Origin of the sequence: Sporofaciens sp. JLR.KK001 (genome assembly GCF_036941055.1) — a bacterium.
Classification (GTDB): domain Bacteria; phylum Bacillota; class Clostridia; order Lachnospirales; family Lachnospiraceae; genus Sporofaciens.
Window position 1 is genome coordinate 3,159,095 of the sequence record NZ_JAYMNO010000001.1, and the last position, 26,392, is coordinate 3,185,486.

26 protein-coding genes and 2 pseudogenes are annotated in these 26,392 nt (G+C 44.8%); 6 read left to right on the forward strand and 22 right to left on the reverse strand.

Features of this window, described 5'->3' with window-relative positions; all coding sequences use genetic code 11:
- Nucleotides 1-70: 70 nt before the first annotated feature.
- From VSQ62_RS16305 to VSQ62_RS16315, 3 genes are read left to right on the forward strand one after another with little or no spacing between them, the layout of a single operon-like run.
- Nucleotides 71-928 (forward strand): DUF2971 domain-containing protein, encoded by an 858-nt coding sequence (locus VSQ62_RS16305; RefSeq protein ID WP_334635857.1) that lies wholly within the window; start codon nucleotides 71-73, stop codon nucleotides 926-928.
- Nucleotides 929-961: 33 nt separating this feature from the next.
- Nucleotides 962-2,974 carry a methyl-accepting chemotaxis protein gene (locus VSQ62_RS16310; RefSeq protein ID WP_334635858.1) on the forward strand — a complete coding sequence of 671 codons (2,013 nt, stop codon included), beginning with the start codon at nucleotides 962-964 and terminating at the stop codon, nucleotides 2,972-2,974.
- A 2-nt stretch (nucleotides 2,975-2,976) separates the two neighbouring features.
- Nucleotides 2,977-3,420 carry an FMN-binding protein gene (locus VSQ62_RS16315; RefSeq protein ID WP_334635859.1) on the forward strand — a complete coding sequence of 148 codons (444 nt, stop codon included), beginning with the start codon at nucleotides 2,977-2,979 and terminating at the stop codon, nucleotides 3,418-3,420.
- 755 nt (nucleotides 3,421-4,175) lie between these two features.
- Here the strand turns inward: VSQ62_RS16315 and VSQ62_RS16320 are convergent.
- From VSQ62_RS16320 to VSQ62_RS16350, 7 genes and pseudogenes are all read right to left on the reverse strand, one after another.
- Complete coding sequence (locus VSQ62_RS16320) at nucleotides 4,176-4,367, reverse strand: hypothetical protein (RefSeq protein WP_334635860.1); 192 nt, start codon at nucleotides 4,365-4,367, stop codon at nucleotides 4,176-4,178.
- A 56-nt stretch (nucleotides 4,368-4,423) separates the two neighbouring features.
- Complete coding sequence (locus VSQ62_RS16325; protein WP_334635861.1) at nucleotides 4,424-5,212, reverse strand: tyrosine-type recombinase/integrase; 789 nt, start codon at nucleotides 5,210-5,212, stop codon at nucleotides 4,424-4,426.
- Nucleotides 5,199-6,173: a tyrosine-type recombinase/integrase gene (locus VSQ62_RS16330; protein WP_334635862.1), complete on the reverse strand. Its 975-nt coding sequence runs from the start codon at nucleotides 6,171-6,173 to the stop codon at nucleotides 5,199-5,201. Before VSQ62_RS16330 ends, VSQ62_RS16325 begins: the two co-directional genes overlap by 14 nt.
- Nucleotides 6,170-6,565: a tyrosine-type recombinase/integrase gene (locus tag VSQ62_RS16335; protein WP_334637686.1), complete on the reverse strand. Its 396-nt coding sequence runs from the start codon at nucleotides 6,563-6,565 to the stop codon at nucleotides 6,170-6,172. The genes VSQ62_RS16330 and VSQ62_RS16335 overlap by 4 nt, the downstream gene beginning before the upstream one ends.
- 219 nt (nucleotides 6,566-6,784) lie before the next feature.
- Nucleotides 6,785-7,201, reverse strand: coding sequence for a site-specific integrase (locus VSQ62_RS16340; RefSeq protein WP_334635863.1), 417 nt, complete (start codon nucleotides 7,199-7,201; stop codon nucleotides 6,785-6,787).
- Between the two features lie 176 nt (nucleotides 7,202-7,377).
- Nucleotides 7,378-7,499: pseudogene (locus VSQ62_RS16345) on the reverse strand (Maff2 family mobile element protein); the annotation flags it as partial.
- Between the two features lie 64 nt (nucleotides 7,500-7,563).
- Nucleotides 7,564-7,827 (reverse strand): annotated as a pseudogene (locus tag VSQ62_RS16350) (VirD4-like conjugal transfer protein, CD1115 family); the annotation flags it as partial.
- A gap of 256 nt (nucleotides 7,828-8,083) precedes the next feature.
- Here VSQ62_RS16350 and VSQ62_RS16355 point away from each other — a divergent pair.
- Genes VSQ62_RS16355 through VSQ62_RS16365 form a run of 3 tightly spaced genes read left to right on the forward strand, consistent with a single transcriptional unit; the run spans nucleotide 8,084 to nucleotide 10,624 of the window.
- Nucleotides 8,084-9,568, forward strand: a complete 1,485-nt coding sequence (locus VSQ62_RS16355) for a nitrilase-related carbon-nitrogen hydrolase (RefSeq protein ID WP_334635864.1) — start codon at nucleotides 8,084-8,086, stop codon at nucleotides 9,566-9,568.
- A 45-nt stretch (nucleotides 9,569-9,613) separates the two neighbouring features.
- Complete coding sequence (locus VSQ62_RS16360) at nucleotides 9,614-10,399, forward strand: class I SAM-dependent methyltransferase (protein WP_004055994.1); 786 nt, start codon at nucleotides 9,614-9,616, stop codon at nucleotides 10,397-10,399.
- Between the two features lie 33 nt (nucleotides 10,400-10,432).
- A complete protein-coding gene (locus tag VSQ62_RS16365) occupies nucleotides 10,433-10,624 on the forward strand; it encodes a hypothetical protein (protein WP_334635865.1) in 192 nt (63 codons plus the stop codon).
- A gap of 72 nt (nucleotides 10,625-10,696) precedes the next feature.
- Here the strand turns inward: VSQ62_RS16365 and VSQ62_RS16370 are convergent, their stop codons facing one another.
- From VSQ62_RS16370 to VSQ62_RS16440, 15 genes are all read right to left on the reverse strand, one after another.
- On the reverse strand, nucleotides 10,697-11,830 hold the full coding sequence (locus VSQ62_RS16370) for a transposase (protein ID WP_334635866.1): 1,134 nt from the start codon (nucleotides 11,828-11,830) through the stop codon (nucleotides 10,697-10,699).
- Nucleotides 11,831-12,214: 384 nt separating this feature from the next.
- Entirely contained in the window at nucleotides 12,215-12,925 is a 711-nt protein-coding gene (locus VSQ62_RS16375; protein ID WP_334635867.1) for a DUF6033 family protein, read from the reverse strand.
- A 158-nt stretch (nucleotides 12,926-13,083) separates the two neighbouring features.
- Complete coding sequence (locus VSQ62_RS16380) at nucleotides 13,084-13,830, reverse strand: hypothetical protein (protein WP_334635868.1); 747 nt, start codon at nucleotides 13,828-13,830, stop codon at nucleotides 13,084-13,086.
- A complete protein-coding gene (locus tag VSQ62_RS16385; RefSeq protein WP_334637687.1) occupies nucleotides 13,823-15,217 on the reverse strand; it encodes a sensor histidine kinase in 1,395 nt (464 codons plus the stop codon). The genes VSQ62_RS16380 and VSQ62_RS16385 overlap by 8 nt, the downstream gene beginning before the upstream one ends.
- A 24-nt stretch (nucleotides 15,218-15,241) precedes the next feature.
- The gene (locus VSQ62_RS16390; protein WP_334635869.1) at nucleotides 15,242-15,955 is read right to left on the reverse strand and encodes a LytR/AlgR family response regulator transcription factor; all 714 of its coding nucleotides are present in this window, start codon (nucleotides 15,953-15,955) and stop codon (nucleotides 15,242-15,244) included.
- Nucleotides 15,956-16,238: 283 nt separating this feature from the next.
- Nucleotides 16,239-17,474 (reverse strand): ABC transporter permease subunit, encoded by a 1,236-nt coding sequence (locus VSQ62_RS16395; protein ID WP_334635870.1) that lies wholly within the window; start codon nucleotides 17,472-17,474, stop codon nucleotides 16,239-16,241.
- Nucleotide 17,475: 1 nt separating this feature from the next.
- Nucleotides 17,476-18,363, reverse strand: a complete 888-nt coding sequence (locus VSQ62_RS16400; protein ID WP_334635871.1) for an ABC transporter ATP-binding protein — start codon at nucleotides 18,361-18,363, stop codon at nucleotides 17,476-17,478.
- A 189-nt stretch (nucleotides 18,364-18,552) separates the two neighbouring features.
- Entirely contained in the window at nucleotides 18,553-19,617 is a 1,065-nt protein-coding gene (locus VSQ62_RS16405; protein WP_334635872.1) for a sensor histidine kinase, read from the reverse strand.
- A 12-nt stretch (nucleotides 19,618-19,629) separates the two neighbouring features.
- Nucleotides 19,630-20,148 (reverse strand): VanZ family protein, encoded by a 519-nt coding sequence (locus tag VSQ62_RS16410; RefSeq protein WP_334635873.1) that lies wholly within the window; start codon nucleotides 20,146-20,148, stop codon nucleotides 19,630-19,632.
- Nucleotides 20,149-20,177: 29 nt separating this feature from the next.
- A complete protein-coding gene (gene vanR, locus VSQ62_RS16415) occupies nucleotides 20,178-20,873 on the reverse strand; it encodes a VanR-ABDEGLN family response regulator transcription factor (protein WP_016230077.1) in 696 nt (231 codons plus the stop codon).
- A gap of 471 nt (nucleotides 20,874-21,344) precedes the next feature.
- Nucleotides 21,345-22,223, reverse strand: coding sequence for an MBL fold metallo-hydrolase (locus tag VSQ62_RS16420; protein ID WP_334635874.1), 879 nt, complete (start codon nucleotides 22,221-22,223; stop codon nucleotides 21,345-21,347).
- A gap of 54 nt (nucleotides 22,224-22,277) precedes the next feature.
- Nucleotides 22,278-22,880, reverse strand: a complete 603-nt coding sequence (locus tag VSQ62_RS16425; protein WP_334635875.1) for an MATE family efflux transporter — start codon at nucleotides 22,878-22,880, stop codon at nucleotides 22,278-22,280.
- A gap of 136 nt (nucleotides 22,881-23,016) precedes the next feature.
- Entirely contained in the window at nucleotides 23,017-24,504 is a 1,488-nt protein-coding gene (locus VSQ62_RS16430) for an IS4 family transposase (RefSeq protein WP_334633004.1), read from the reverse strand.
- A 95-nt stretch (nucleotides 24,505-24,599) separates the two neighbouring features.
- A complete protein-coding gene (locus VSQ62_RS16435; protein WP_334635876.1) occupies nucleotides 24,600-25,271 on the reverse strand; it encodes an MATE family efflux transporter in 672 nt (223 codons plus the stop codon).
- 14 nt (nucleotides 25,272-25,285) lie between these two features.
- A complete protein-coding gene (locus VSQ62_RS16440) occupies nucleotides 25,286-25,831 on the reverse strand; it encodes an ECF transporter S component (protein WP_334635877.1) in 546 nt (181 codons plus the stop codon).
- Between the last annotated feature and the right edge of the window lie 561 nt (nucleotides 25,832-26,392).

Here is a 26,392-nt window from a genome sequence, read left to right on the forward strand (position 1 = left end):
AACAGCCGATAAGTAAGTAAAGGAGTATTTTCGCATATTTGAATAACACACCATGAGAGGTAACGAATCTATGTCTGGCAGACAGGTAAAATTAAAACGCGCCGAAAACAGCAGCATCCTGTATCACTATACCAAGAGCAACGGCATCAACGGTATCATTAACCACAACTGCTTCTGGGCTACAAAGAGTGATTTTCTAAACGACCCCAATGAATTTTCTTACATCCGGGGAATCATAGAAGAGGTGTGCCGGGACACTATCAAAAGCCCGGCATTAAAGGAGATGTTTCTTGCGGATTCTATCTATTCTAAGCATGAAAAGCCCCGGGAATACTTCGTGCTTTCTTTCTCAAAATGCCGGGACAGCATCACCATGTGGTCGGAATTCGGCAGCAAGACCGGTTATAATATAGGCTTCCGAAGCGATGAGATCATCGCAAGAATCGAGGAAGCGGCCGAGATCGCCTACCACGGCCTTGTAGTTTACAATCCCAGACGGCAAAGGCAGTTAATCCAGAGAAATATCTGCAGTTATTTACCCAATCTGCTTCGGACGCCCCTTGAAGACGTCTTAGCGGCCGGCAGCAGGGACCGGCAGAACGTCAATTATCAGAAGGCGTGCCGCAAATTCCAAAAAACCGCTGAAGTTTATGCCATGTTCTTTAAACATGAAGGATTTGCTGAGGAAGAAGAATATCGGTTTGTATTCAAAAAGCAGAAAGATACGACGGTATATTTCCGTGCCAAGGACGGATTTATGCTTCCTTATATTGAGATCCCCTTAAGCGAAGGGCTTCTGCCTATTGAGGAGATCATGGTTGCACCGCAGAACCACATTGACCTTGCGAAAAAGGGAATGGAATATATGCTGCACACAAAAGGATATCAGGCAGATGTTGCCTTATCTAATATCAAGCTGAGATATTAGTACAAGAATTTTTAAGAAAAGGAGACAGCAAACGTGACTACTAAGAAAAATAACTCTCACAGCAAAAAGACCAGACGCAGCCTGAACGGGAGAATTTTAAAAAACACTACTCTTAATATTCTGATATTAGTTATCATATGCTGCGTGATCATGGCGCTCTCTATGCAGTCGTTAGCCAACAATATTCTTCTGGACAGCCTGCAGCCTATGGCAAGGCAGTCGTCCAAAACCGTGGAAGCCAATATTCATATGCTTGCAGACAGAATGATGACCATTGCAGGAGATTCACGCATGAGTTCGACAGGAACAGATAATGCTCGGCTTGATACCGCCGTAATCCGCAAAAACCGCAAAGAAGTGCTTATGGAAGCCGCTGAGATCTACGAGCTGCATACCATTGCCCTGTATGACCTGCAGGGCCGGCTGATACAGGGAATCGACGGTGCACCGGAGAATCTGGAGGATAACTTCTTCGCTCTTCTGAAAGAAACAGACAATCTGACCACCAGCTCTTCCACTATTTTTGACGGAAAGCTCGGCATCACCATGGGAATGCCGGTGAAGGAGAATCAGGAGACAGCCTTCTATGTAGTAGGAGTTTACAAATATGACGCACTTAACGACGTGATCAGCAGCATTAACCTGGGCAGACACGGAACCGCCTATATGGTGAACCGGGAAGGTCTCGTTACCGGACATCCTGACCAGTCATTGGTTCTGACCGAAAGCACACTGGCGCAGCTCAACGACGGCAACGACGAATCTCTGAGCCACGTAATGAGCGGCGAGACCGGCTCTGAAGAATACTCTATCGGCAATGAGAATATGCTGATGGCCTTTTCACCTATCCGCGGTACTCAGTGGTTCCTGGTCATTCAGATTCCCAAGTCCGACTATGACCACCTGATCAATGCGGCAATGATGGTTGCAATATTATCTACTCTGGCCGTATTGATTATATCCATTTTGGTAGTACTGCGTCTGTCACGCTCGATCTCCCGTCCGGTCAAAAGCGTTACGAACCGGATGGTTGCCCTCTCCGACGGTGATCTCCATACCGAGGTGACGCATGTCAATTCCAGGGATGAATTAGAGCTTATGACCCAGACTTTGGATGCTACCGTAGAAAGCGTCAACCGTTACATATCAGATATTCAGCAGGTATTAACCCAAATTGCTGACGGCAATCTAAAGGTCAGCGCCCAGGTAGATTATAAAGGAGACTTTGCCTTGATCCGAACAAGTCTCCACACGATCATACAGTCTATGAATGAAACTATCAAAGGCTTCCGGGCCGCTGCAACCCGCTTGGCTGCTATGTCAGAAGAATTGAACGGACAGTCCGGCCAGCTTCATCAGGCTTCTCTGGAACAGAACCAGTCCACCGAAGCTCTGATCCACGAAGTTTCCCACGTGAAGGAACGGCTGTCTGGCGTTACGGAAAGCAGTTCCCAGACCAGGGCTAAGACCGAAGAGATCGCACAATGCATTCAGGAAGCCAATTCACGGATGTCCTCTCTCACTAACGCGATGGATGATATCAGTTCCAACGCACAAGAGATCACTAAGATTGCCAAAGCGATCGAAGACATTGCCTTCCAGACCAACATTCTGGCGATCAATGCTTCCGTAGAGGCTGCCCGCGCCGGAGAAGCCGGAAAAGGATTCGCAGTTGTCGCAAATGAAGTGAAACAGTTGGCGGCTAAAAGCGCCGAGGCTGCACAGAACGCTACCGAGATGGTAACCAGCACCAAAGATATTATTCAGACCGGTGTGGAACTGACTGCAGATACTGCCGGCTCTTTCAGTGCTATTTCTTCTGTGTCTGACCAGATCAGTGCGATCTCCGATACGCTTGTAGCGGCAGTGAACAGCCAGCAGAATGCCCTGTCTCTCATGGACGAACGAATTGAAGCTATTTCAGAAATCGCCGACCGTAACCTTCAGAATGCCGGCGGCATGGAACAGGCCAGCGGATCACTGGCAAAAGAAGCCGAGAATCTTCAGGTACAAGTGGATAAATTTATTTTGAAGGGGGAAAATTAAAAATGAAACGATTACTGACATTTACACTGATTTTTCTGTTGCTTGTACTCCCTCTGACGGCATGCAGCGAGAAGACGGAGCTTCAAGACGGATATTATACGGCTCAGGCCAAAGATTTCAGTCACGGCTGGAAAGAATATATTACGATCATGGTGAAGGGCGGAAGTATCGTCTCTGTAGAATACAACGCTGAAAATGCCAGCGGTTTTATCAAAAGCTGGGATAATGCTTACATGCAGACAATGCTCCATTCTAACGGAACCTATCCCAATGAATATACCCGATATTATGCCAATCAACTTCTGGAGGGGCGCAGGGATGATGACATCGACGCATTATCCGGCGCTACATCCTCTTACGGCTCTTTCCAGAAATTATCAGAAGCCGTGCTGGAACAGGCCCGCAAGGGTGATTCGGATATCGTAGTTGTTGATACTTCTCATTAAATGGTACAAAATAGGCAAATGAAAGCAACAAATAATTTGCTTGAATCCTGCTATTAGATATGTTATATTATGAATAGAAAAGGAGTAACCGCCCACAAAGTGGTTGACCTCCTGGATATCTATGTAAGCCTACCCCGACCAACCAAGTACAAGGTAGGCTTATTTATTTTCGCTTGTTGTTCCTATCTATGTAGGCAAGCAATGCAACGAGAAACGAACCGCCTAAAGTAACACGATTACTCCTTATAAACAATATATCACATTTCTCAATACACACCAATACTGCCTTTTTGTAAATTTAAAAGTATATTTTAGGCTTTGCCTAGTAAAATTTAAGGCTGCCGCCGACAAATCTCGTCAACGACAGCCCTTATTTTACACTACTATTTACTGTTGTTTAAAATTTATCCACTTTAGCCAATCCTTATTCTATCACACTTCATATTAAAGGCAAATAATAGCAAATAATAGCGATAAATAATTTTCTTGAATCCTGCTGCCGAATATACTACATTATAGACAAAGGGAAAGCCATGCAAGCGGCTCTACCCACTAAATAGGTTTTTGTTTGCCTCTGTCTTTCATTGACATAGGCAAGCCGTCACTATTTGCGGTAGTGGCGGCTATTTCTTTTTACATAGCCTGTTATGCACATCTCCATAGATCCAAACTTAGGAGAAATCCAAACTTTTTGCAAAAAAGATTACAAATCCGGCTTTTTACTGCAAAAAAGTTTGGATTTTATTTTGATGATTTCAGTGTTTCAGTCCGCAGAAATCGGCCAATGAGCCACTGCTGTCTTTCCATTTTTTTGTGACATTCTTTTCCTTTTCACCTTCCAGTGTAGTCAGTGCTTTCCGTTTATCATCCGCTGTTATATCCAGATACCGCATGGTTGTATCCAGGCTTGCATGACCAAGGAGAAAGCTGATCTGTATGATGTTCATGCCATCCTCCAGCCAATGGGTGGCTTTGGCATGGCGGAACTGGTGGGCGTGGGTATTCAGCGGAACCTCCGGACATTTTTGTGGGCGTCCGCCGCATACATTTTTATCCGCTTATCAAGAGCATGCTCTGTCAGTTTCACATATTTCCCGCCTACACGGGAATAGAATAAATACACTTCCGGGTTTGCCTCTGATTCATGGAATGCTTTCAGATAGATCCGGATATGTTCAACAGCCCTTGGAAGAAGGTAAGCTGTCCGTATCTTGCCGCCTTTGCCGTGCAGGTCCACGTAAGGCTTGGCGACATCAAGGTATAAATGCAAGAGCCTGATGGACAGAACCTCATCAAGCCTTGCGGCAGTTGCATACAAAAGCGTCAGAAAAACCAGATCCCTTTTTCCTGTCCGGGTGGAAGGATCCGGCTCTGCCAGAATTGCGGCGACCGCTTCGCGGGTGAGCCCTTCCACTTTCTTTTTCCGGCACTTCTGGCGTTTGATGAGTTTTGCCTCCTGATACAGATATATGAGCCCGACATCTTTATTTCCCACGAATTCCAGAAATGCCCTCAGGGAGCCAAGCCGTATATTGCACGTTTCCGGGGAGCACTGCCTTGCATCCTTCGGCCAGACAATCCATTCCTCTATGGAAGCCCTCTCAAAACAACTCCTTCCAAGGCTGTCATGTGCGATCCCTTTTTCATCAAGGAATACGATATAAAGTGTCAGCGCATCCCGGTAAGATTTCAACGTATGTTTGCTGGATGTAAGAAACTGTGGGGCATAATCGTGGAGAAATTCAGAAATATACTCTGCCATGCGTGCGGCTGCCCTGTTATTCTTCTTCATAGGCCACCTCCGGTACGATGCTGTTGAAATTTTCCTCTGTTTTTTCCTGTATTATGCCCGCAAGCCCCGGAACGACAGAATAATAATACAGCATGGATTCCATGCAGCGGTGCCCCATTGACCTTGCCAGATAATGGAGCCGGTCATTAAATTCAAACACATCATCTTTCCAGCCGTTGATATTTGCGGTGGCATAATTATGCCGGAGATCATAAGCGACAGTGCCGCCCTTTTTACCGTTTGCTTTTTCCCACAGCAGGGAAAAGTTATAGGATACCCATGTGCGTGAGTAAGGATGCCCTCCCGGCGATTCAAAAAAGTATGTCCTTCCGGGGCTGAGCCTGTCCGCTGCCCTGTCATAGCGTTCCAGCAGTTCCGTCATGCTTGGGTGGAGGGCGACATAATGCTTGTCATAACCTTTTGATTTTTGGATATCCAGTATGCCCTGTGCAAAGTCAACGCCGCTCCGTGTTAAAAAGCGCGCCTCTGTTGTGCGGATCCCGCTGCTGTAAAGAAGACGGAAGAATACAGGGCACGTTATTTTCCTTAATTCAGAAGCATGGGACAGCCGCCCCCTGCAGGGGATGATTCGGTCGCATTCATGGAAAAACCGTTCCAGTTCTTCATGGCTGAACGCATGGGGGATTCGTCGTTTTTTATTCTGTTTCAGCGCTGGCGGCGCGAGGACATCCGTTTGCCCGCGTTTGCGGAGATACCCAATGAAAAGGCGGATGACCAGCGTCCGGGTGTAACAGGAATTCACATTTTCTGTTTTCCGCCTGGCACACCATATATCCACCATTTCCTGCCGGAGAGCCTCACCGGGGTAATGTTCGGTGCAGTAACGGTCAAAAAGCCTTATGTTCATGCCGAACACCGTCTCGTTCCATGCGCCGGATATCTTCCGGCTGTTTACAAAAGATTCCACGCTGGCTGAAAACCCTGAATGGTAAACGTTCATAATGGGATCACCTCCCCGCTTACGGGAAACGGCTCAATGCTGAGCGCGTATTCCCGGAGATGCTGTATGTCGGCAGAAAGATAGCAGTCAAGGGATTTGGGGGCAGTATGTCCAAGCGTTTCGCTGATCACTGACCGCGCAATGCCGTTCCCGGCAAGGGCTGATGCCACATGGTAGCGGAACAGGTGAGTTCCCTGGCGGTCGCCTTTGCCTTGGCGAATACCCGCAGCCCGGTAAATTTGGGGGACGGCGCTCCTAAGCCCATCCTCCGACAGCGGGCGGTATGGCCTTGTCATGCACAGGAAAACATAGGGTTCCCCTGATGAAGGGCGTTCCATAGTAACATAGTCATATATGGCGTTGTCAACTGCCACGGACATTGGAAGCGTCAGCCCGTTTGCGGTCTTCTACTGGACAATGCATATCTCTTCCTTTTCCCAGTCAAGATCCGAAAGCTTCATGCAGCAGATGTGGCACCCCCTGATCCCTGTAAAGAACAGCAGCATCCCGATAGCCCTGTTCCTCATGCAGAGTCCGGAACCGGGGTCGTCAAGAGCATTGCGGACCGCATCGGCTTCTTCAGGCTTAAGGTACTGGATGTTTTTTCTGCGCTAGCGGATGACAGGGATGTATGCAAGGATACGTCTGGCAGGTTCTGTATAGGTTCCCAGATCCGATTTGAATACCGAAGCCACCGTATCCCTGTATCCGCCGCTTAAAGGACTGCGCCCGTCTTCACGGATAAAATAAGAAATGACATCTTTTTCGTCTATGTCATTTAAAGATTCCCTGCCACGGTTCTGCATCGCCAAAAGAAAACTTGATGCGCTGAAAGAGGTTTTATAGATGGTGGATTCCTTTAACCCCCGCTTTTTTCCAGAATCCCTGTAAATGTCTATCAGTTCACGAAAGACAGGGTTGAGCTGCCAGTAAGCACCACGTCCCGCAGATGTTTCTGCATATACGTTTTGGGTTGCCGGTTCCTGAGCCAGGCCAGCATCGGTATTGTTTGTTTTTTCTAATTTCATGTGTTGATCACCTCCTGAATCCTATGGTAACGGATTCAGAAGGAATCAAAAATAAATCCTAAGTTTGGATTTTTCCACGGTGCTTGTCTTTTGCTCTTTGGTTCTTTTGATTCGGAATAGTGTGGTGCTGGCGGTCTATCTCTTGTTTTCGGTTGCTTGCTTCTTTACCGTACATGAGCATTCGCGCCAAGGTTGTCGTTGCCATAGCCCTCAAGCAGATTGATAACGCCCCACACGCCAAGGCCAGCGCGATAACCAGTACCTTCAAAGTGTCGATTGCGCTCGTAAAAAATGCCATAAATTACCTCCATAAATTTGTTGCGATTGGTTGACAGGGACAAAAAAGCCCGCCGGTTGAAAAGTCAATCGGCGGGTGCATCAGACGCGGGCGGCGCTTTGAGTTCACAGCTTTCAAAAACGTCGTCCGGTCGGACGGTCAATCTCCGGCTCAGATATTTTGCAATATTAAAAGCGTTCTTCTTGCTGGAATCCAGCAGGTATTTATATTGCGGATGTTTGGTAATGTCAAATTTGTCGCTGAAAAACGGCCTTACGCCCTGCACCTGCAAGATGCACTTGCCGCCGTCCATCACCGCCAATTCATCGGTTGACATCAGTTCTTTGCCACATTGTCAAGTGAAGAATTCATTCTTTTTGGCTTTTCGTGTATAGAATCTTGTAGACACCCTATAAATATGCTAAACTAAACACAGCAACAATCGAAATTTGGAGGAAACCTATATGGTTGATTTTATTGTTAATCTATTTGCGGCGATTGCTGATTTTTTTTATCACTTTTTGGGTAGACAATGTTATTGATAAGTTTGCCAAAAGAAATAAGTAAATCGAAATTTATAGAGAATGTAAGTAAGGAGTTTGGCAATGAAAAATCTTTTGAAAAGTAACCGATTTGCAGTTTTCATATTCTTAACTTTTTTAATTTATGTAATGTCCAATGGAGAATGGTGTATCCCGATTTTTGCATGGATTTATCCAATTTTGTTTCTATGTATGATTTATCTTAATCGTACTCGAAAAGTCTACCTTATAATTAGTTCAATATATGCCATTGGTTTTATTGTCCAGTTTTGGAGAGCCATTGGAATGGATATAAAGATATGTATAATAGTAGCAATCTTGCTGTCTTTTCTGAAAGTTTTACCATATATCTACTGGTCGAAATCAAAAATGAGATTTCAAGATACTATTATTTTTGCAAGTATAATGGTATCAATAGAGTATATCATTTATCTGATATACCCTGCATCGGGAGGGTTGTCTGACGCTTATACACAATACCAAAATCTATACCTGCTACAAATAGTAACGGTAACAGGGATTTACGGAATCACCTTTTTAATGTATTGGACGGCAGCAATGGTTATATGGATTTGGAACAATAAAAGCCAAAAAGAATACATCAGAAAATACATAATCGTATATGGTTCTGTAATTGGCTTGGTATTTGTCTATGGAGTTGTTATGTTTCATTTTGTAGGAAATTCAGATAAAAGTGTCAGGATCGCTGGAGTAACCGTTCCGGTTTCAGAGCTGTTAAATAATGATAAAGATGTATATTCTACATTTTATACCAATACATTTACTGATGAAAACATTACCAATACAAGGAAGAAACTATCATCAGTAGCTGATGAACTTTTCCTAAAAACAGAGCTGGAAGCACAAGCAGGGGCAAAGATTGTTTTTTGGTCTGAACTGAATGGAGCGGTTTTAAAACAAGATGAAGATATGCTTTTGCAACGAGCGTCGGATATGGCAAAACAGGAAGAAATTTATTTGATTGTTTCATTACTGGTGAAAACCCCTTACGAGGACTTAAAGGAAAATAAAACGGTAGCATTTAATCCACAAGGAGAACTAATATCAGAATATTTTAAGTATGGACGTTCAATCGGAGAATTGTGCCAAAAAGGAGATGGAATGCTAAAAAGTTTTGATACAGAATATGGTAGAATTGCGCCGTTTATATGTTCTGATATGGCATTTTTGTCTAAAATGCAGCAGGCAGGTAGAAATAATGTAGATATACTAATTGTTCCAGCTTCGGATTGGAAAGAAATGACATTATTAGCTGCAAAGACAGCGATTGTGCGTGGGGTTGAAAATGGAAGTAATATAATCAGACATACAAATAACGGAATGTCGATTGTTTCAAATGTTAAGGGCTGTGTGTTGGCACAGACCGATTACTTTCAGTCTGATACAAAGACATTATCAGCACAGGTTGCTATGAAAGGACGCTTTACTCTTTATTCGTATATTGGAAATCTATTTGTATATCTGTGTAATTTATATTTGTTAGGGAGTTTCATACTTCCTAAAATTAAACGATTAATTAATAGGTAGTTAAATTCCGGTTTGTCGGGCAAAAGAAATTTATGGAGGCATAGTATGAAGATAACTGATAGAGATATAGATAACGGAAAACCTTTTGATTGGGGGAAAACCTCTTTAGATTATGCAAAGTTCCGTGATATTTATCCAAAAGAATTTTATCAAAAAATTGTTGACCGCAAATTATGTATAGACGGACAATCTATCCTTGATGTTGGAACAGGGACAGGGGTTCTTCCCAGAAATATGTACCAGTATGGGGCGAAGTGGAGGGCTACCGATATTTCAGGAAATCAAATTGAACAAGCCAAAATCCTTTCAAAAGATATGGATATAGATTATTACGTTGTGCCAACAGAAGATATAAGTTTTTCAGATAATTCTTTTGATGTAATCACAGCTTGTCAATGTTTTTGGTATTTTAACCATGAAATTGTTATGCCTAAGTTTTATCGTATGCTTAAAAAAGAGGGAAAGATTCTTGTTTTATATATGGCATGGCTTCCATTTGAGGATAAAATTGCGGGAGCAAGTGAAAAACTTGTATTAAAATATAGTCCTAACTGGAGTGGTGCAGGAGAAACGATACATCAAATAGACATACCCGATTGCTATAAAGAAAACTTTGAACTTGTACATCACGAAGAATTTACTGTAAGAATACCATTCACCCATGAAAGCTGGAATGGAAGAATGAAAGCGTGTCGTGGAATTGGTGCTTCGCTTACCGAAAAAGAAATTTCTATGTGGGAACAAGAGCATAGAACACTCCTTGAACATATTGCGCCTAATGAATTTGATATTTTACATTATGGTGCTATTGCCGAACTAAAAAAGCGTTAAATTCCAGTTTGTTGATATAGTAGAGGTGTTAAGATGAAATTTGGAGCAGATAAAATAGAATATGAAAACGATAAAATTATCGTAACTGGAACTACAGAGATTGGAAAACTTAAAGGCGTGTGGAAATATAGGGAACAACCTGTTGTAAAGTATACATATTTCATCGAACTGTCATATGAGAAGTATGAAAGCTTTGTAGGACTTGTAGAGTGCAAAAGGGCATAAAATCCCCCTCCTCATGAAAAGGGGCTTTTTAAATGGGATACGATATGATACAATAAGCTACAGCAATCCAGTTTAGGCTGTAGCAGTTGCCACCGCAGGATCTTTTGGAGGACAATTTAGGGCATGACCCTGTTGGGAGCCGGAGATAAGTACCGGACTTCCATTTACAGATTCCTGTATTGGCTGGGATATATCTGCACTTCCTGAAGTGGATTGCTTTTCTTTTGCATCCTGGACAACAGGTGACTTGCTGCAGGTATCTGTCGTTTCTGTCTCCTTGCCACAGCACTGTGTCTCAATCAGGTGGATCGTGCTTTCATCAGCGCCCTGTTCTTTTAAGAAAGCGATGACATTGTTTAAATTCAGCCCTTTAGTTTTCTTGGTGTTTTGTATGGTATCTTCATAATCCACCGGGAGGAAATCTGCATCATCCCGGATCATATGGTAAATGGCCACAAGCATTTTTCTTGCGATAGCGATGATCGCTTTTTTGTGGCCCCGGCGCTTTTTCAGCGTTTCGTATTTACAATGGAAATAGGGATCTTTCCGCGTGCTTTTTGCAGCCGCAAGCGCACATTGGACGAGCAGGGGCTTCAGATAATGCCCGCCGTCCCCCGTCCTTGTGGACTTCTTCTTCCCTGCGCTTGCATTATTTGCCGGAGAGAGACCCGCCCAGCAGGAAAGAGCGGCATCATCCTTCCAAACGGACATGTCTGTCCCAATCTCACCCAGGATATACAGGGCGGATATGTCCGTGATACCTACCATCGTTACCAGATGGCGGATGATACGGAAGTATTTTTGACGGTAATATTCCAGTTTTTCATCAATCAACCGGATGCATTCATTCAGCTGCCCGAGATGTAGCTGGATGATGTTCAGTTTGTCGCGCTGGACTCCTATGAATTCATAGCCGTGGATGCTTTCAAGGATATCTTCGTTGGATGCCTGAACCCGGCGGTCCACCAGGTTCAGTATCTCCTCATCGCTGACCTGGTCCGGATCTGTCTCGATCAGATATTCCATGATGGCAGATGCAGATTTTCCAAAGGGATCGGAGAACACGCAGTCCAGCCTCACCTTGGATACAGTCATGGAATTTTGGAAACGGTTTTTCTCGGAAGTCCGCATGTAAGTAAGCTTCAGACGGTAGCGGCACAGTTCCCTCAAATCCCGGATGTCCGCTGGTGGGATGAAGGATGCCACGACAAGAATAGGTTCCCTCAGACCGGATGTGTTTCTTTTGTGTATTGCGTTTTTTTGATGCCATAGGGGCCTCCTTTCAGAAATGGAAGGGCTGAAAAAGAGACGCCGCAGTGACTGCTATCCCTGCGGGAACCCTTTAAGGACGGGTTTATTCATAAGTATACGGGCTTTAAAAGCGCCTATCATTTGTGCAAGAAGGATGGCGGCAACTGATAAATTTTCGGGCTCTGGATCTCCAGGCGTTACAACGTGCTCTGTAGTATGCTGGCATCTCTGAAAATAAAAATATACCCATTTAGTCTATATGGAAATATGGAATCGAGGCTTTCGTCATCATTTGTGCCGCCGCAGGCGGTATGGTAACAAATTTAAATCCTTTTCCTGTTACGCCTTTATATCAAAACTTGCCCCTGTCGGCGCAGATGTACCAGACGTAGCAGCTATAATTTTCTCCGTAACAGCTTTTATATCCGTACCCGTAGCACTTACGGTATATTCGCCCATTTCTGTCCTTGCTTCATTAGCCGCTTTTTTCTCTGCCCGCCTTTCCGCCGCCTTTTCTTCCTCGGCCTTTTTCTCCTTGCGCCTCTCGGCGGCCTTTTCTTCGGCTGCTTTCTTCTCTTTCGCCCTCCGTTCCGCATTTTCTTTTGCTATCTTCCCATCGGGGTCACTTGTTCCGGAGATTGCTACTGAAATATTCCCATTTGCATCAACACTGTAGCTGAGATTGGTCAGCGTTCCTCGGCAGCCTGCTACTGCACTTTTTGCACAATCCGGCAATGCCGCCAGATTTTCTTCCAGATATTTTGCTTTTTCTGGGTCGTTCATGCATTTCTTCAGGAAAGCACCCGATACGGATACCGTTGTCGGGACGCCCTGCATGGAGGTTGTACCCGAATTCATATAGCTGTACTTGCCTTGCAGATATTTGGAATAGTCATTGACATTGCTGTACCCTGTCTTGATCTGTTCCGTTTTTGTTCCACCGATTGTGGTTTTCAGTTCCACTGTGCTTGTTGTCACATTTCCTTCCTTTGCAGTATTTGTGTAGCCCTTCCCATAATCGCTGTAATTGTTTGTGATCTCCATTGACATAATAATCATCCTCCTTCTTATTTTACCTGCGGCCCCTCTGTCATTCAGGGCTGCTTATGCCCCCTTGTGGTAAGTCCGAGCATGATCTTCCTTACTTCAAAATGCCGCCGCTTCATATGGCATATCCACATTTTCCTATAATTCCAGACAGTCCCATATCAAATTAATCCATTGTCTGCCATGACGAAGTTCGCTTCATAAGCGGCATTTGCTGTTGCCACAGTCCCCGATTTTGCCAGAACGGAATCGGAATATACGGCCTCTTTTGCCCACTGTGACATCAGCCGCCTGTGTGCATCGCTTTTTTCCATCGCCGCTTTCGCGTTGGCTTCTTCCCGCACCCGTTTCTTTTCCTGCTCCTTTTTTATCTGCGCCTCCGTCCGTTTTTTCTGCTCAGTCCTGCGCTCCCAAAAACTGTCTTTTGCCCTGCCGTCAAACAGGCTTTTCCCGCTTCCGTTCTGGTAGCCTGCACTCCACATCTCTGCGTGGCACTCCTCTTTTGTCGCCCCGTAATAGATGGTGGAATAAGCCCCTCCGCAGACGCCTGCCCATCTGTCCGGCTGCGCCCATCCTGTCCGCAGGTCATTCAGCACCCACGCCTCATACTCCGGGTCATTCTTCATCGCCTCAAACCCTGCTTCTGAAATATGGATGGAAATGCTCTCCGACATACGGGTCGGGTGCATGGGAATCTGTGAAATCTTTTCATGAATATACTGCTTATACTCATCCATTGTCATGTCCTTTGTCGAAACAGTTCCAACCGTTTCTGTTGCAGTTGTACTTCTTTCCACCACCCTGTCACAAAAAGACGGGCTTTTAGATGCGTTTCCCTTTGCCTCATTGTTTTTCAAAAAATTGCTGTACGTCCTTGTCATGTAATTTACATTGATCGTGTTATTCATGGTTGCTCCTTTCCTGTAACAGCACTGTTACGCTGAACTCGTTTTTCTTGACTTTAATATCTACATTTCCCAGGTATTTCGCCGCCTCGCGCCTGACATTCGATAAGCCTATGCCGTGGAGCGGAGCCGGGCCTCCCGGTACATCCGGCGCTTTCGTGGAAACCGGGAGATTCGTGCTTTTATCAAATACCACCTCCCCATCAAAGGAATTCTTTACAGATATGAGAAAAAATCTGTTTTTCCTGATGCCGGAAAGGGAGATATACTTTTCCCCCGATGCCATCCTCCCACAGGCTTCCAGCGCATTCTGCAGCAGGTTATTTACAATGATTGCAATGTCATACGCATTATACCTGTCTGATGCCGGATACACGAAATCAGACCTGAACCGTATACCCTGCTTTTCTGCGGCTTTCTGCTTGTCATTCACGATTACATCCGTAACAGCGTTCCCTGTCCTGACGGACATCTCAAACACGTCCATGCTCTCGTCCATCCGGGCTATATACTGTTCCATTTCCTCATAACTGCCGCTCCCCGCCAGTCCCTTTATGTTTGTGAGATGGTTTTTCATCTCATGCTTCATCCGGCGTATCCCGTCATAGAACTGCTCCACTTCCCCTATCCGTTCCCTTATGGCCGCAAGCTGCTGCTGTTCCACGAAATACTTCTTTTTTTCCTCCTGCAGACCTACCATCTCCTGCCATGATGCCACCGTCACCATCATGCCTGCATAAAACAGGGCTGCTATCAGCGGCACCAGCCCGATAAATGCAGGGTACTGGTCATAAAGCGAGAAAAACACATTTTCCTTAACTGTAAAGAGCAGGCGGAAAATGATATTCCCAAACATGATGCCCACAACAGGCGTCAGGCACAGATAGCATAGTTCTTTTGTATGCAGTTCCGGCGGCCCCTTTTTCAGTTTTTTACTTAAGAACAGCAGCATGGCAGAAAGCAGTATGATCCTGAGTATCATGAATACGGAATACCCTGCTGCGACATTACGGTATATCATATTTTCATTGTCCAGCCCCTGCACGATTTTCCCATTGAAAAGATAATACAGGCTTTCCGTTATCAGCCTGCCCATATCCCTGGTACAAAAGAACAGTATGCCATACAAAAAAACCTGTTTTCTTTCCATGCACAGCCATCTGCTGCCTGCCATCAAAAGGAGGATCACAATCACCATGCACAGCCAGCCGGAAATGGAAACCGCTTCCCCCGCCACATACACCGTCCCATAGACCAGAAATACCGCAATGGTTTTTTGCAGCCTGTTCTTCCGTCCTGCCATATATGGACGGAAAAAAGCCGCCATACAGAACGCACATAAAACCGTTTCAGCTCCCGATGCTATATGCTGAAACAGCATAAAACCCATTTCGCTCAAATTTCCTCTCCCCCTTTACTGCACAAACTGCAGGTATGCCGCCGCAAAGTCCTCGTATCTTTTTGAAAGGGGCAGACTGATGCCACCAGTCAGCGTTACCTCTGTTTTATCATACCCCTCGACATAGGCGAGGTTGACGAGATACCCCCTGTGTATCCGGAAAAACTGCCCCTGCAGTTCTTCCTCCAGTCTCCCGATCTTCTCGTAATATTCCAGCTCCCCATCTTTGAGGTACAGCACCACCTTATGGTTGCGGCTCTCAATATAATAAATGTCTTGGAGCGGTACCGCCCTGCTTTCACTCCCGTACTGGATGACCAGCGTTTTCTTTTTCTGTTCCGCCTCAAATATGATCTGCGCCGCTGCCCGGCCAAAAACCTCGGCAAATCTCTGTTCATCAATAGGTTTCAGGAGGTATTGGAATGCCCCCACGTCAAAAGCGTCATAGACATATTTTTCATATCCCGTAACAAAAATAATGACCGGCTGACGCTCCAGCTCCATGCCCCTTATCCGCCTTGCCAGCTCCATCCCGTCCATACCGGGGCCATCTCCAGCAAGCTCTATATCTAAAAACAGCAGGTCATGCTCTGTTTGATCCAGCAAGTATTCGTCCGCAGACACATACTCTGCAATTTCACACTCCCTCCCCTGCTTCCTGACCAGAGAGGCTAAGTAGACCCTTATATTCTTTTCATCATCACAGATTGCAATTTTTATAAAATCCACCTCCTCCGGCTCTCACTTTTTATATCGTAAAAAACAGGAAATAGTCTAACGCCGATAGCGTGAATAGCGGATTTGACAGCGTGAATTCTTTTCCCTCCATCACACTAAAACGGCTAAAACGGCAAATGCTATTTATCCATTCGTCCGATATAGGGGAAACGCAAACTGCCGTGTAAGCATATTAACTCTGTTTTCCCCGCTTTCCAATAGGCAGACCGCCGCATATGGCAGTCTGCCATAGCGGCGGTTAGCTTTTGTCTTTGTATTTCAGATATTTCAGATTTTATGCCACTTGATGCTTACAGTATGAACGAACTGTCAAAAACAGAAACAGCGGAATTTCAACTGCGGCTGATACCAAAATGACGTATGGTGTCCAAAAACTCATACCTCCTATATGCAGGAAATTAAAATCGCAAAGCTGATAAAGAAAATTATTTTTCATACCTATGCCCGCTGATGGTAAAATCCCTCCAATCCATGTATCACCCAAAGCTCCATACGCAAATATGGGCAGAAACAGTATCACTATGGAAATCAACAACACCGTCAGGGAATCTCTGCATCTTGCAGATAAGAACAATGTGCAGCTAACGATTGCCAGTACTGAGAGAAGTCCTGCAAGTACCAAAATAATCTGTAGCTGCCCTAAATTTATATTTGGCAGATTTATAACCGAAAACAGCATCTGAAACGAAGTCTTCAGGCAGTCTGTGCCAAATGCAAGATTCAGGATTAACAGATGAATTGACATTCCCAAAATGAAAATAACTATGAATATGCAACAGACCGACAAAATCCGTGTAACAGCTAATTTCATGCGTCCGTATTTAGTACAGCGCAAAATACTGTCACTGCCGGTCTGATATTCATTGGCAAAAGCAGGAGAAGCAATGGCAACACAAAGGATTGATAAAACCAAAATATACAATGTTGTATAATCAAATGCATCCCTGCTCATACCGGGGTACAGGTAAAATGGCTGATCCACGTCTGCATACCTGCCTGCTGCAAACTGTCTGGCTGCCTCATATTCTTTCTGCTCAAGATTCATGGTATCGTCCAAATGAGAAACACATTTTTCATAAAAATACTGTTCCACCTCATCAGGATCAATATCCATCAAGTCTGCACCAATGCCAGTTTTTGGATCAGCAAAGGCTTCTATTAATCCCCTGAGCATAGGGCGGATAGCCATAATATTTTCAATATAAATGTCCAGTGGGACATCATTAAGTATACCGTATTCTTTTACATAGGATTGATATGTCCGCAGGGCTTCCGCCAACTTTTGCGGGGTAATGTTACCTGCTGTTTTTTCAAAGTAATCCCTCTTAAACTGGATTGCCGGCAATCCACCTAATTCTATGATTTTCCCATCTTCTCCCGGACGGTTAATTGATTCAAAGCTGATTGGCAGATATGCCATTACGATAGACATTAAAAGTGCAGCAGCAAGCAATGTCAAAGTACGGCGTGACTTCATAATCCGTTTTATTTCTAATCGGAATAATCGCATATTAATTTCCCTCCCCTTCCAGATTTTCCTGCGGAAAATACCAAAGATACAAGTCCTCAAGCCGGGGTAATGCAGCAACTGCCCCGGAAATTTCAGGTGTTTCAGATAAATACCGGATGGATACCTGCCCGTTATCTTCACTTCGCTGATTTATCACCCTGAGCCGCATTTCATAGCTGACTAAATCTTTTGCTGGTATGGTACAAGTCCACACTTTTCCTTCAATCTCCTTCACAAGCTCATCCGCCCGGCCTATGTCCACTATCTTTCCTGCTTTCATAATGGCGTTTTTCGTTGCAATGTACTCAATATCTGAAACAATATGAGTAGAAATCAACACAATTCTGTCATGTGAAAATTCGGAAATAAAGTTACGGAAACGTACCCGCTCTCCGGGATCAAGCCCTGCAGTTGGTTCATCCATCACAAGAATTTTCGGATCATTCAGCATAGCCTGTGCGATACCGACACGACGCTTCATGCCTCCTGACAGCTTTGCTATCTTTTTCCCTTTTACATCAGAAAGTGTAAGCACCTCCAAAAGATGATTCATTTTCTTTGTTGTTTCTCCTGCCGGAACATCTTTCAGGGCAGCTACATATTCCAGATAATCCCTTACTGTAAAATCACGGGAATACCCAAAGTCCTGCGGCAGAAAACCAAAGATATCCCGGTAGGCTTCTCCCATTTTGCGGATATCCGTACCATCATAACAGATCACCCCACTGGTAGGTGTCATAATGCCGGCAACCATACGCATGAGAGTAGTCTTCCCCGCACCATTAGCGCCAAGCAGTCCCCAAACCCCCGGCGTGAGGGTAAGACTGGCATCATCCACAGCCATTTTGTCTTTAAACTGTTTCGTTAAATGTTCAATTTTCAGTTCCATTACACAACTCCTTTTCCAATCCTGTTTCCAAGGGATTTATTCAACATCAAATCCCCCTGTCCAGTAAAAATTGTACCAAACAGGGGCATTTCAATCTCAAATTTTGGAATGGAATAATCCTAAGAATTTCCTAATACTTGGCTATGAAATGCTTTTTTTTGCATTTCATAGTATGGAACGTATATTTTCCTAATCAGAAACCGGGAGTGTAATTGTAAATGTGACTGTTTCCCCATTGCTCTGTGCCGTTATCTCACCACCATGCAGGCTGATAATCTCCTTTGCAATAGAAAGGCCAAGCCCCGCCCCGCCTGTGTCTGACAGCCGGGCCTCATCTAAACGGCTGAACTTCTCAAAAATATGCACTAGCTTATCTTCCGGGATTGTCTGTCCGTGGTTTCGGAATACTACGATAGCATTTCTTCCTTTCTTTTCTGCCGATATGCTGATCTCCGTATCCGGATAACTGTAAGCCGCCGCATTTTTCAAAAGGTTATTAAATACCCTTGCCAGCTTTTCCGGATCGCCTGTTACAACCAGCCCGTCCCCGGCAGAAACTCTGGCAGTGTTCCCCCTTGCAGACAAGGCAGGATACAGTTCATCTGTCACCTGGGATAAAAGGGCATATAAGTCAACCTGCATTTTTTTCAACTGCACTGCTGCCGTATGGTATCGCGTGATTTCAAATAACTCATTGATCAGCATTTCCAGACGTTCTGATTTTTCAAGGGCAATTCCCACATACTTGACTTTTTGCTCTGCCGGCATATCCGGGGCCTCGTCAAGCAGGCTCAAGTAGCCGATTACTGCCGTCAGCGGCGTGCGGATGTCATGGGCCAGGTACATGACCAGTTCGTTCTTTCTGTCTTCCGCTTCTTTTACAGCCTGATTACTAAGCAGTATGGACATTTTAATCTGGTTCATCTGCTTTTCCACTTCCCGGAGCGGTTCTGACAGCTCAATCGCAACGTTATTCTGTTCATATACCGTCTGTGCAGCATTTATCACCTCATCCAGATAATCCCAAGGTTTCCTCCAGTAATGGTAAAAAATAACGGACAGGCCAATGACAAGGTAAAAAAAATAAAGCACATCCAGCCGCAGATACAGCCATTCAGAAATCCGGTCTGCCGACTTTGGTAAAATGTATTCAAGCAACGGCATTACGGTAAGACCTGCTGCCGTATAAGCAGGCACAATAGCCAAAAGGCGGGTCCGCAATTTTTCCCTTGCCGGGAAACTCTGTTTTTTCATGAAACACCTCCATCAGTTTGCCATCAGAAGGACTGACAAACCGCCTGTTACCAATATTGTAACAACAACGGCGAAAACCACAATAACAGTTTCTGCCCGGTTTCTGCTCCGGAATATCCTAACGGCAGACCAATATATGCCAATCCCCGCCATCCCTCCACAGGTATTTGTTATGATGTCTGTTATGTCCGTCCCTCCGACTGCCAGAATATATTGAAGAACTTCTAAGATAAAACTGGTCATTAGAATAAGAAAAAACTTTACCCATAACCCCGGCTCTTTTTTCAGCATACATAAATAGATGCCATATGGGATAAATATCGCAACATTTTCCAATACCTCTTTCAACTGGAAACCCGTTCCAATCTCATTGTCATAATAAAACGGAATCAGATTGATACCCCTGATTCTGTCCAGCTCATGGATTGATAATTGCAGTTTGAACAATATAATCCATACCAACAGAATCAAATAAACAGCAAACAAAAATTGTACAAGACAGTTTAGACCCACCTTTTTCCTTTCTTCCATAAATATCTCCTTATCCGGGAACAAACAGGTTATATCTTATAACCCACTCCCCATACTGTTTTTATATATTTTGGTTTTTCTGCCGTATCTTTCAGTTTCTCCCTCAAATGGCGGACATGTACTGTAATCGTGCTGCTGTTCTTACTGTAATATTCATCTTCCCACACCCTATGGAACAGTTCTTCCAAAGTCACAACCATGCCCTGGTTTTCCAACAGAATGCGTAGGATGGAAAACTCCGTAGGTGTTAAAGATACAGCCTCCCCGCCAAGCTCACATTCATAGGTCTGCATATTAAGAACCAGCTTTTTATAAGTAAGGACTTTTGCAGGCTCATTTTGCGGCAGTATCGGGGTATACTTTTTATATCTCCGAAGCTGTGCCTTCACCCTGGCAATCAGTTCAAGGGGACGGAATGGTTTTGTCACATAATCATCCGCTCCCAGCGTCAGTCCTGTAATCTTATCCATTTCCTCATCTTTTGCCGTCAGCATGATCACAGGATAAGTATATTTTTCACGGATTTTCTGACAAAGGGTAAAACCATCGATATCAGGCAGCATGATATCAAGAATTGCGAGATCAGCTTCTTCATTTTCGATAAAAGCCAACGCTTCCCTTGCAGAATAATATTTATAAATGGTGTAATTTTCATTCATCAGATAAACTTCAAGCAGATCTGCAATATCCTTTTCATCATCAACAATCAAAATCCTTTCAGACATACAGGCCGCCTCCCTCTATGTTAAAACTATCTATTCCTATGAATTTATCATATTTTCTTTCAAAAATCCCAATAAAACGCATGAGATATTATTAAGATTCTCCTAATCCCGCCAAATATCCATCAATATATTTATTTCGCATCTTTCATCATTAGCCGCACAAACTCCATATCACATATCTACTGTTCGCCATTTCCTATTACTTCGGCAGAATACCGTTCCCACTAAAGCAAAACCATCCGCTGATTTATGCCATAAAAATTCTCTGTTTTTGTCCGATTGTGCGAAAGGGCTATTTTGTAAGAATGGAAAGCAAAAAGGAGCCATTGAACAGCCCCCTTTTCACACTTATTCCATCTCCCTAAACGTGTCGGCCATTCCCCCGACAAGGCTCCACTGGCGCTGCATATAAGATTTCAGATTTTCCGTGCTTTGCCTGTATGCCTCCCGGACTGTTTCCGGATCATAAAATTATGCTTTCTGCCACAGCAGCATACTGTCCTGAAATTCAGCCGACAATTTCCCGGTATCTTTCAGCCACGAAAGATAGGAACGCACCGTGCTTCCCACCAAAACATACTGCTCAAAGTTCATGGAAAGTCCATAGCCTTTGAACACTTCCTGTAAAATACGTTCAAAGCACTTTGGTTCTTCACAGATCGATAGAATCCGCTCCGCGATGCTCTGCACCTTATTCCTGTTGTAGCAAACAAGTTCCCTGATATCGGCAGACGCTTCCGCATGGGCAGAAACGAACATGGCGGCTTCCATTCCCTCCACCATATCCAGCGTTTTCAGATAGGCTCCCACATCATAAATGAAAGAAACAGCATACTTCTCCAACGTTTCCCGGCTGCTGATGCAGTCCGCAAGGAATACCACACCGTCCGGCATACGGAAACCGACCATGTCAAAGAAATGCCCCGGCAGAGGTATCACCTCAATCTCCTTCGGGAAACTTTCATCCGAAAAATACGTCACACTGCTCTCCTGCGCCATCAGGAACTTATGCCGCAAGTCCTTACACGGATAACCGCCGTAAAGGAAAGACGGCTCCAAGACCGGGTATTTTGTAAAAGCCGCTTCAATGCCGCCGGAATAGACCTTACACCCCATCTGCCCCTGCAGGTATTTGTTCCCGCCGATATGGTCTGCATTGGAGTGCGTATTCAGGATTGCCGTCAGGTGCCACCCGTTTTTATCCAGTATCTGCCTGACCTTCCTCCCCGCATCCTTGTCATTCCCGCTGTCAACCAGATAGACATTATCCCTGTCCGCAACATAGACGCCTATCTTTGCCGGACAGTTTATGTAATAGCATTTCTCACTGACTTGTACCAATTCATACATTTTTCGCTTCCTCCCTATTTGTTTCCACATACAAAACAAATCATAACATATTTCTTACCGTCCCTGCCATTTTTTTGTAAAATACCGGCAGGACAGACTGGCCATACTTATGAGAAAGCTCAATGGCCTGCAGAGCATGATTCCATAAAACCCGATATACCGCACCGAAACAAAGGCAAAGGCTGTACGGAACCCTAATTCAAGCATGGTATTAAAAACCGGGTATGCAATCTCCCCTGCCCCGCGCAGGAAATTCGTGAGCAGATAAAGGCTGACGCAGAAAGGGAATGTCAGGGAAACGATATGGAGGTAGCGCACCCCGATGCGGACAATTTCCCCTTCGTCTCCCACCAACAGGTACATGAACTGCGGCGAGGCAGCCCATATAACAGCCACCACCGCTGCCGCAAATACCACTGAAATCTTAAAACCGTCCCTTAACCCTTTACGGCATCTTTCAAAATTTTTAGCCCCCGCATTCTGTGCCGTGAAAACACTGAGCGAAGCCCCAAGATTGACTGCCGGGATAGTCAGTATCGTTTCAATCCTATATGCCGCTGCATAGGCCGATATTTCATTGATGCCAAACCGATTGATCACTCCCTGTATAAAGAACATACTGACAGCGGAGGCTCCATTCTGCACGATGCTTGTCACGCCAAGACGGAATACGGGCAGTACATACTTAAAGTCAGGCCGCTCCGCCAGTGCATTTTTATCCTCATACTTCGCAACCTAAAACTGCTTATCATTACGATTTTATAAGCCTTGCAATAGTAAAAATAAAATAGCTTTATGCCGCAGTGGGCATAGTAAAGCGTTCTCTCCACGGTGTGGGGAGATTGCCGATAAATGTACAGAGCAGTCCGTTGATCTGTTCATCCGAAGCTTTGAAATGCTGTTTCACACTCTGCAGCATGATGTCCAAAATGAGAATGATTGCACAGTCCATCATTTCATTTATGATATCCCGCTGTACCTCATAAAATAGTTCTTCCAGACTTCTGTTATCTGTATTTTGGAAACGCTCAATTGCCAGTATCATGTACCGTATTGCAACGATTACCATATGTGAAGTAATGGCATCATAGCTTGTACTGTGGCATTCCGTACGAAGTTTTAAATAGCTCTTTGACATTTTAAAATAGGTTTCAATTTTCCAGCGCATCGTGTACGCACGGAGGATTTTCTCTTCATCTAAGGTCATGTCAGTGCATACAAAGCATACCCAGTCCTTGCGGTTGCTGTGATTCCGTACGTAGACCAGTTTTGCCTTCATGGCATTCCCGGTACTGTCAGGAATGATAATATCTACAGACAGGAGGTATCTGGAACGCCCCCTGCGCTTTTTGTTCCTGCTGTAGATTTCTTTTACATTCAGTTTTTTCTCCTCGCCTGTTGCGGGATCTCTCCAGATATATTTCGTGCTGTTCTTTTTGATCATCGCTATGACATCTGTTCCTATCCCCTTGAGCGCAGCCAGCTGGGATGGACTGGAAAACCATGTGTCAAACAGGACATAATCGAATGGTATCCCTGCTTTGTGTGCCTGCTTTACCATATGTTGGACAACAAGGGTTCCCTTTGTTTTTGCCATTGCCCGGCGCTTTCCGCGTAGTGTACGGCAATCGATTCGGACATTGGGTCCAACCATTTGTTTCTCATCGCGCGTTGACAAAAGGGACTGTGCAAAAGGAATGAATGTCTCTCCATTTGTCCATCCACCAGTCATCATGCGGTATCCAAGACGGGTCTTATGATCATTATGGTCAAAAACCCTGGCACATAATTCGGTTCCCTTTCCGCCGGTCCGCGCATATAAAGAATCATCAAAAATCAGAGCATTGATATGTTTGTCTGTGGTCTGTGACTCTATATCTAAAATGACATTTTTTGCTGTTTCCAATTGCAGCCTTTCCCAGTTAGCTCCGGGAAGCTTATCAAAACGGTAAAATGTGTCTTGCTTATAATCCCGGAAGAATGTGTCCGTCTTAAACATCAGATACGCACTTGCAGGGGCAAAACACACGAGAAGTTTGTCGATAAGCAGATCCTTGGCACTCACAACTTTCTCAAGGACGGGTGATTGTTTCAGATCACCCAGCAGACGGGAAATCGGGTTATCAAAGTATGTCATCCCGCTGTTGACAAAAATGTCATCGACCATTTTTATGACACCACATTTCCTAAGAAGGGGACGACCAATGTACTTATCAAAAAAATTTTCAATACTATCTAAGAGTTGTTTGCTATTATCAAAGATTTCTGCTATGCTATTCATGGTATAAGCCTCCGTTTTTAAATGGTTTTCGGCTAATTCCATTATAACAAAAACAGAGTGCTTATACCTTTTTATTTTTGATTTTCTCTGTATTTTCAACTAACACAGCACAAATTCAGGTTGCGAAGTATGAGTTTATCTTTACGGCATAAATGGAAAACGGCCAGCCCTGCCGCTGCCGCCTGTGAAATCACCGTTGCAGATGCCGCCCCTCTTATTCCCAGCCGGAAGATTACAACGAGCACATAATCAAGCACCATATTCATAAGGCAGGAAACGGACATATCCCGTACCGGCGTCCGTGCGTCCCCTCCGGCCTTCGCCACCGCTGAGTAAAAGTTGTATGCTGACAGGAACGGGATTCCCAATGCCGTGATCCTCAAATACTCTGCCGCAGGGCGGGCAGCCGCCGCAGGAATACCCATCGCCCTGAAAATCCATCCCGCAGACAGAAAAAATATGCAGGCAAGACCGCCGCCGGTCAGGAATACCAGCGTCCGGATGGAACCCATGCAGCCCTGTACCTTTTCCCCTGAACCATACACCTGCGCCAGCAAAATCAGAATGCCGGAGGAAAGCCCCAGAATAATGCTGTTTATGACCAGCATGGGAACATATGAGTTTCCCACGGCAGCCAGAGCGTTTTTGCCTAATACATGCCCCACAACCGCCGTATCAAAAACATTGTAGAGGTTCTGCATGATATTCCCCGCAAACAGTGGGACGGAAAATTTCAGCAGCGCCTTAACGGGCTTTCCCTTTGTCATATCCATTTCCATAATTATTTTATCATCTTCGCCATCACGGGGCGCAGGGCAAGGCCAAGGGGAACCGCCACCACACAGGCTACAATGGCATTTACACTGGACACCACCGCTTTCTGCGTGACCGTCAGCATGACCGCTTCCAGGGACAGCCCCAATACAAACCTGTGTTCCATAAAACTCTTTGACAGGTAAAGGACCACATAGGCAAAAGCGCCCGCAATGCCGCCGGCCACATACCGCTGTTTCAGATGTGCCGGGCTGCCGGAGGTTATCTTCCCGCATATCCATGCCATGACAAATTTGAAGATAAAGGTAAAAGGCGCAGAGGCAATATAGGCCGGGTTCGTCAGGTCAAAGAACATGGAGCCGATTCCAGCCGCAAGCCCGCCCTGCAGGGGTCCCAAAAGCATACCGGATAACAGGCACATGACGTTCCCCATATGTAACCTTGTGTTGTCTATCGCCGTGGGGATGGGAACCTGCAGAAAGGCCGATGCCACATACACTGCCGCCGCCATGATTCCAATCCGGGCGATCTCCCTTATCGTGATTTTCTTCATAACTGTTTTCCTCCTCATTTTCAAATGGATTGTTTCTTACGCAACCCACAGCTCTGACGCTTAAAAAAAATTAATAAAAAAACCTCCCATTTTATGGGAAGATGCGCGATAATAGAAGTAACCAGACAACTATTTTTTCGCACCACCATAAAAGAGAGGAGGTTTTACTATGAAGCAAGAATAAAAATCAGAAGAAAAGAGGTTAGGGAACACCTGGAACAGTTGAACCTTGCATGTGAATTAGCCAAGCTAATCCGGCATTTTTTCCCAGATCTTTTACCCCTGTTAAAACAGATTCCAGATCCCAGAAACCAGAGCTATATTACCTATCCTGCTGTGTTACTTCTTATGACCCGTATCCTTTCTTCTCTATTTTACATCAGCAGTATGAGGAAAACAAGTGAAGAATTCAATTCCAGTGAAATGATCAAAAACATCTGGCATCTATCCGGGGAGGAACAGACCGTGGAGGAGCTTCCCTACTGGGAAACCATCAACCGGTATCTGGAAAAAGTAGATCCGGAAAAATTGCAGGACATCTTAAACCGCCTTTGCAGCAGG

Excerpts from the sequence above, each read along its gene's own strand:
- VSQ62_RS16305 (WP_334635857.1), top strand. The coding sequence starts at position 71 with ATGTCTGGCAGACAGGTAAAATTAAAACGCGCCGAAAACAGCAGCATC.
- VSQ62_RS16315 (WP_334635859.1), top strand. The coding sequence starts at position 2,977 with ATGAAACGATTACTGACATTTACACTGATTTTTCTGTTGCTTGTACTC.
- VSQ62_RS16320 (WP_334635860.1), bottom strand. The coding sequence starts at position 4,367 with ATGAACATCATACAGATCAGCTTTCTCCTTGGTCATGCAAGCCTGGAT.
- VSQ62_RS16325 (WP_334635861.1), bottom strand. The coding sequence starts at position 5,212 with ATGAAGAAGAATAACAGGGCAGCCGCACGCATGGCAGAGTATATTTCT.
- VSQ62_RS16330 (WP_334635862.1), bottom strand. The coding sequence starts at position 6,173 with ATGAACGTTTACCATTCAGGGTTTTCAGCCAGCGTGGAATCTTTTGTA.
- VSQ62_RS16340 (WP_334635863.1), bottom strand. The coding sequence starts at position 7,201 with ATGAAATTAGAAAAAACAAACAATACCGATGCTGGCCTGGCTCAGGAA.
- VSQ62_RS16355 (WP_334635864.1), top strand. The coding sequence starts at position 8,084 with ATGAAAAATCTTTTGAAAAGTAACCGATTTGCAGTTTTCATATTCTTA.
- VSQ62_RS16360 (WP_004055994.1), top strand. The coding sequence starts at position 9,614 with ATGAAGATAACTGATAGAGATATAGATAACGGAAAACCTTTTGATTGG.
- VSQ62_RS16365 (WP_334635865.1), top strand. The coding sequence starts at position 10,433 with ATGAAATTTGGAGCAGATAAAATAGAATATGAAAACGATAAAATTATC.
- VSQ62_RS16375 (WP_334635867.1), bottom strand. The coding sequence starts at position 12,925 with ATGTCAATGGAGATCACAAACAATTACAGCGATTATGGGAAGGGCTAC.
- VSQ62_RS16380 (WP_334635868.1), bottom strand. The coding sequence starts at position 13,830 with ATGAATAACACGATCAATGTAAATTACATGACAAGGACGTACAGCAAT.
- VSQ62_RS16385 (WP_334637687.1), bottom strand. The coding sequence starts at position 15,217 with ATGGGTTTTATGCTGTTTCAGCATATAGCATCGGGAGCTGAAACGGTT.
- VSQ62_RS16395 (WP_334635870.1), bottom strand. The coding sequence starts at position 17,474 with ATGCGATTATTCCGATTAGAAATAAAACGGATTATGAAGTCACGCCGT.
- VSQ62_RS16400 (WP_334635871.1), bottom strand. The coding sequence starts at position 18,363 with ATGGAACTGAAAATTGAACATTTAACGAAACAGTTTAAAGACAAAATG.
- VSQ62_RS16405 (WP_334635872.1), bottom strand. The coding sequence starts at position 19,617 with ATGAAAAAACAGAGTTTCCCGGCAAGGGAAAAATTGCGGACCCGCCTT.
- VSQ62_RS16410 (WP_334635873.1), bottom strand. The coding sequence starts at position 20,148 with ATGGAAGAAAGGAAAAAGGTGGGTCTAAACTGTCTTGTACAATTTTTG.
- vanR (WP_016230077.1), bottom strand. The coding sequence starts at position 20,873 with ATGTCTGAAAGGATTTTGATTGTTGATGATGAAAAGGATATTGCAGAT.
- VSQ62_RS16420 (WP_334635874.1), bottom strand. The coding sequence starts at position 22,223 with ATGTATGAATTGGTACAAGTCAGTGAGAAATGCTATTACATAAACTGT.
- VSQ62_RS16430 (WP_334633004.1), bottom strand. The coding sequence starts at position 24,504 with ATGAATAGCATAGCAGAAATCTTTGATAATAGCAAACAACTCTTAGAT.
- VSQ62_RS16435 (WP_334635876.1), bottom strand. The coding sequence starts at position 25,271 with ATGACAAAGGGAAAGCCCGTTAAGGCGCTGCTGAAATTTTCCGTCCCA.
- VSQ62_RS16440 (WP_334635877.1), bottom strand. The coding sequence starts at position 25,831 with ATGAAGAAAATCACGATAAGGGAGATCGCCCGGATTGGAATCATGGCG.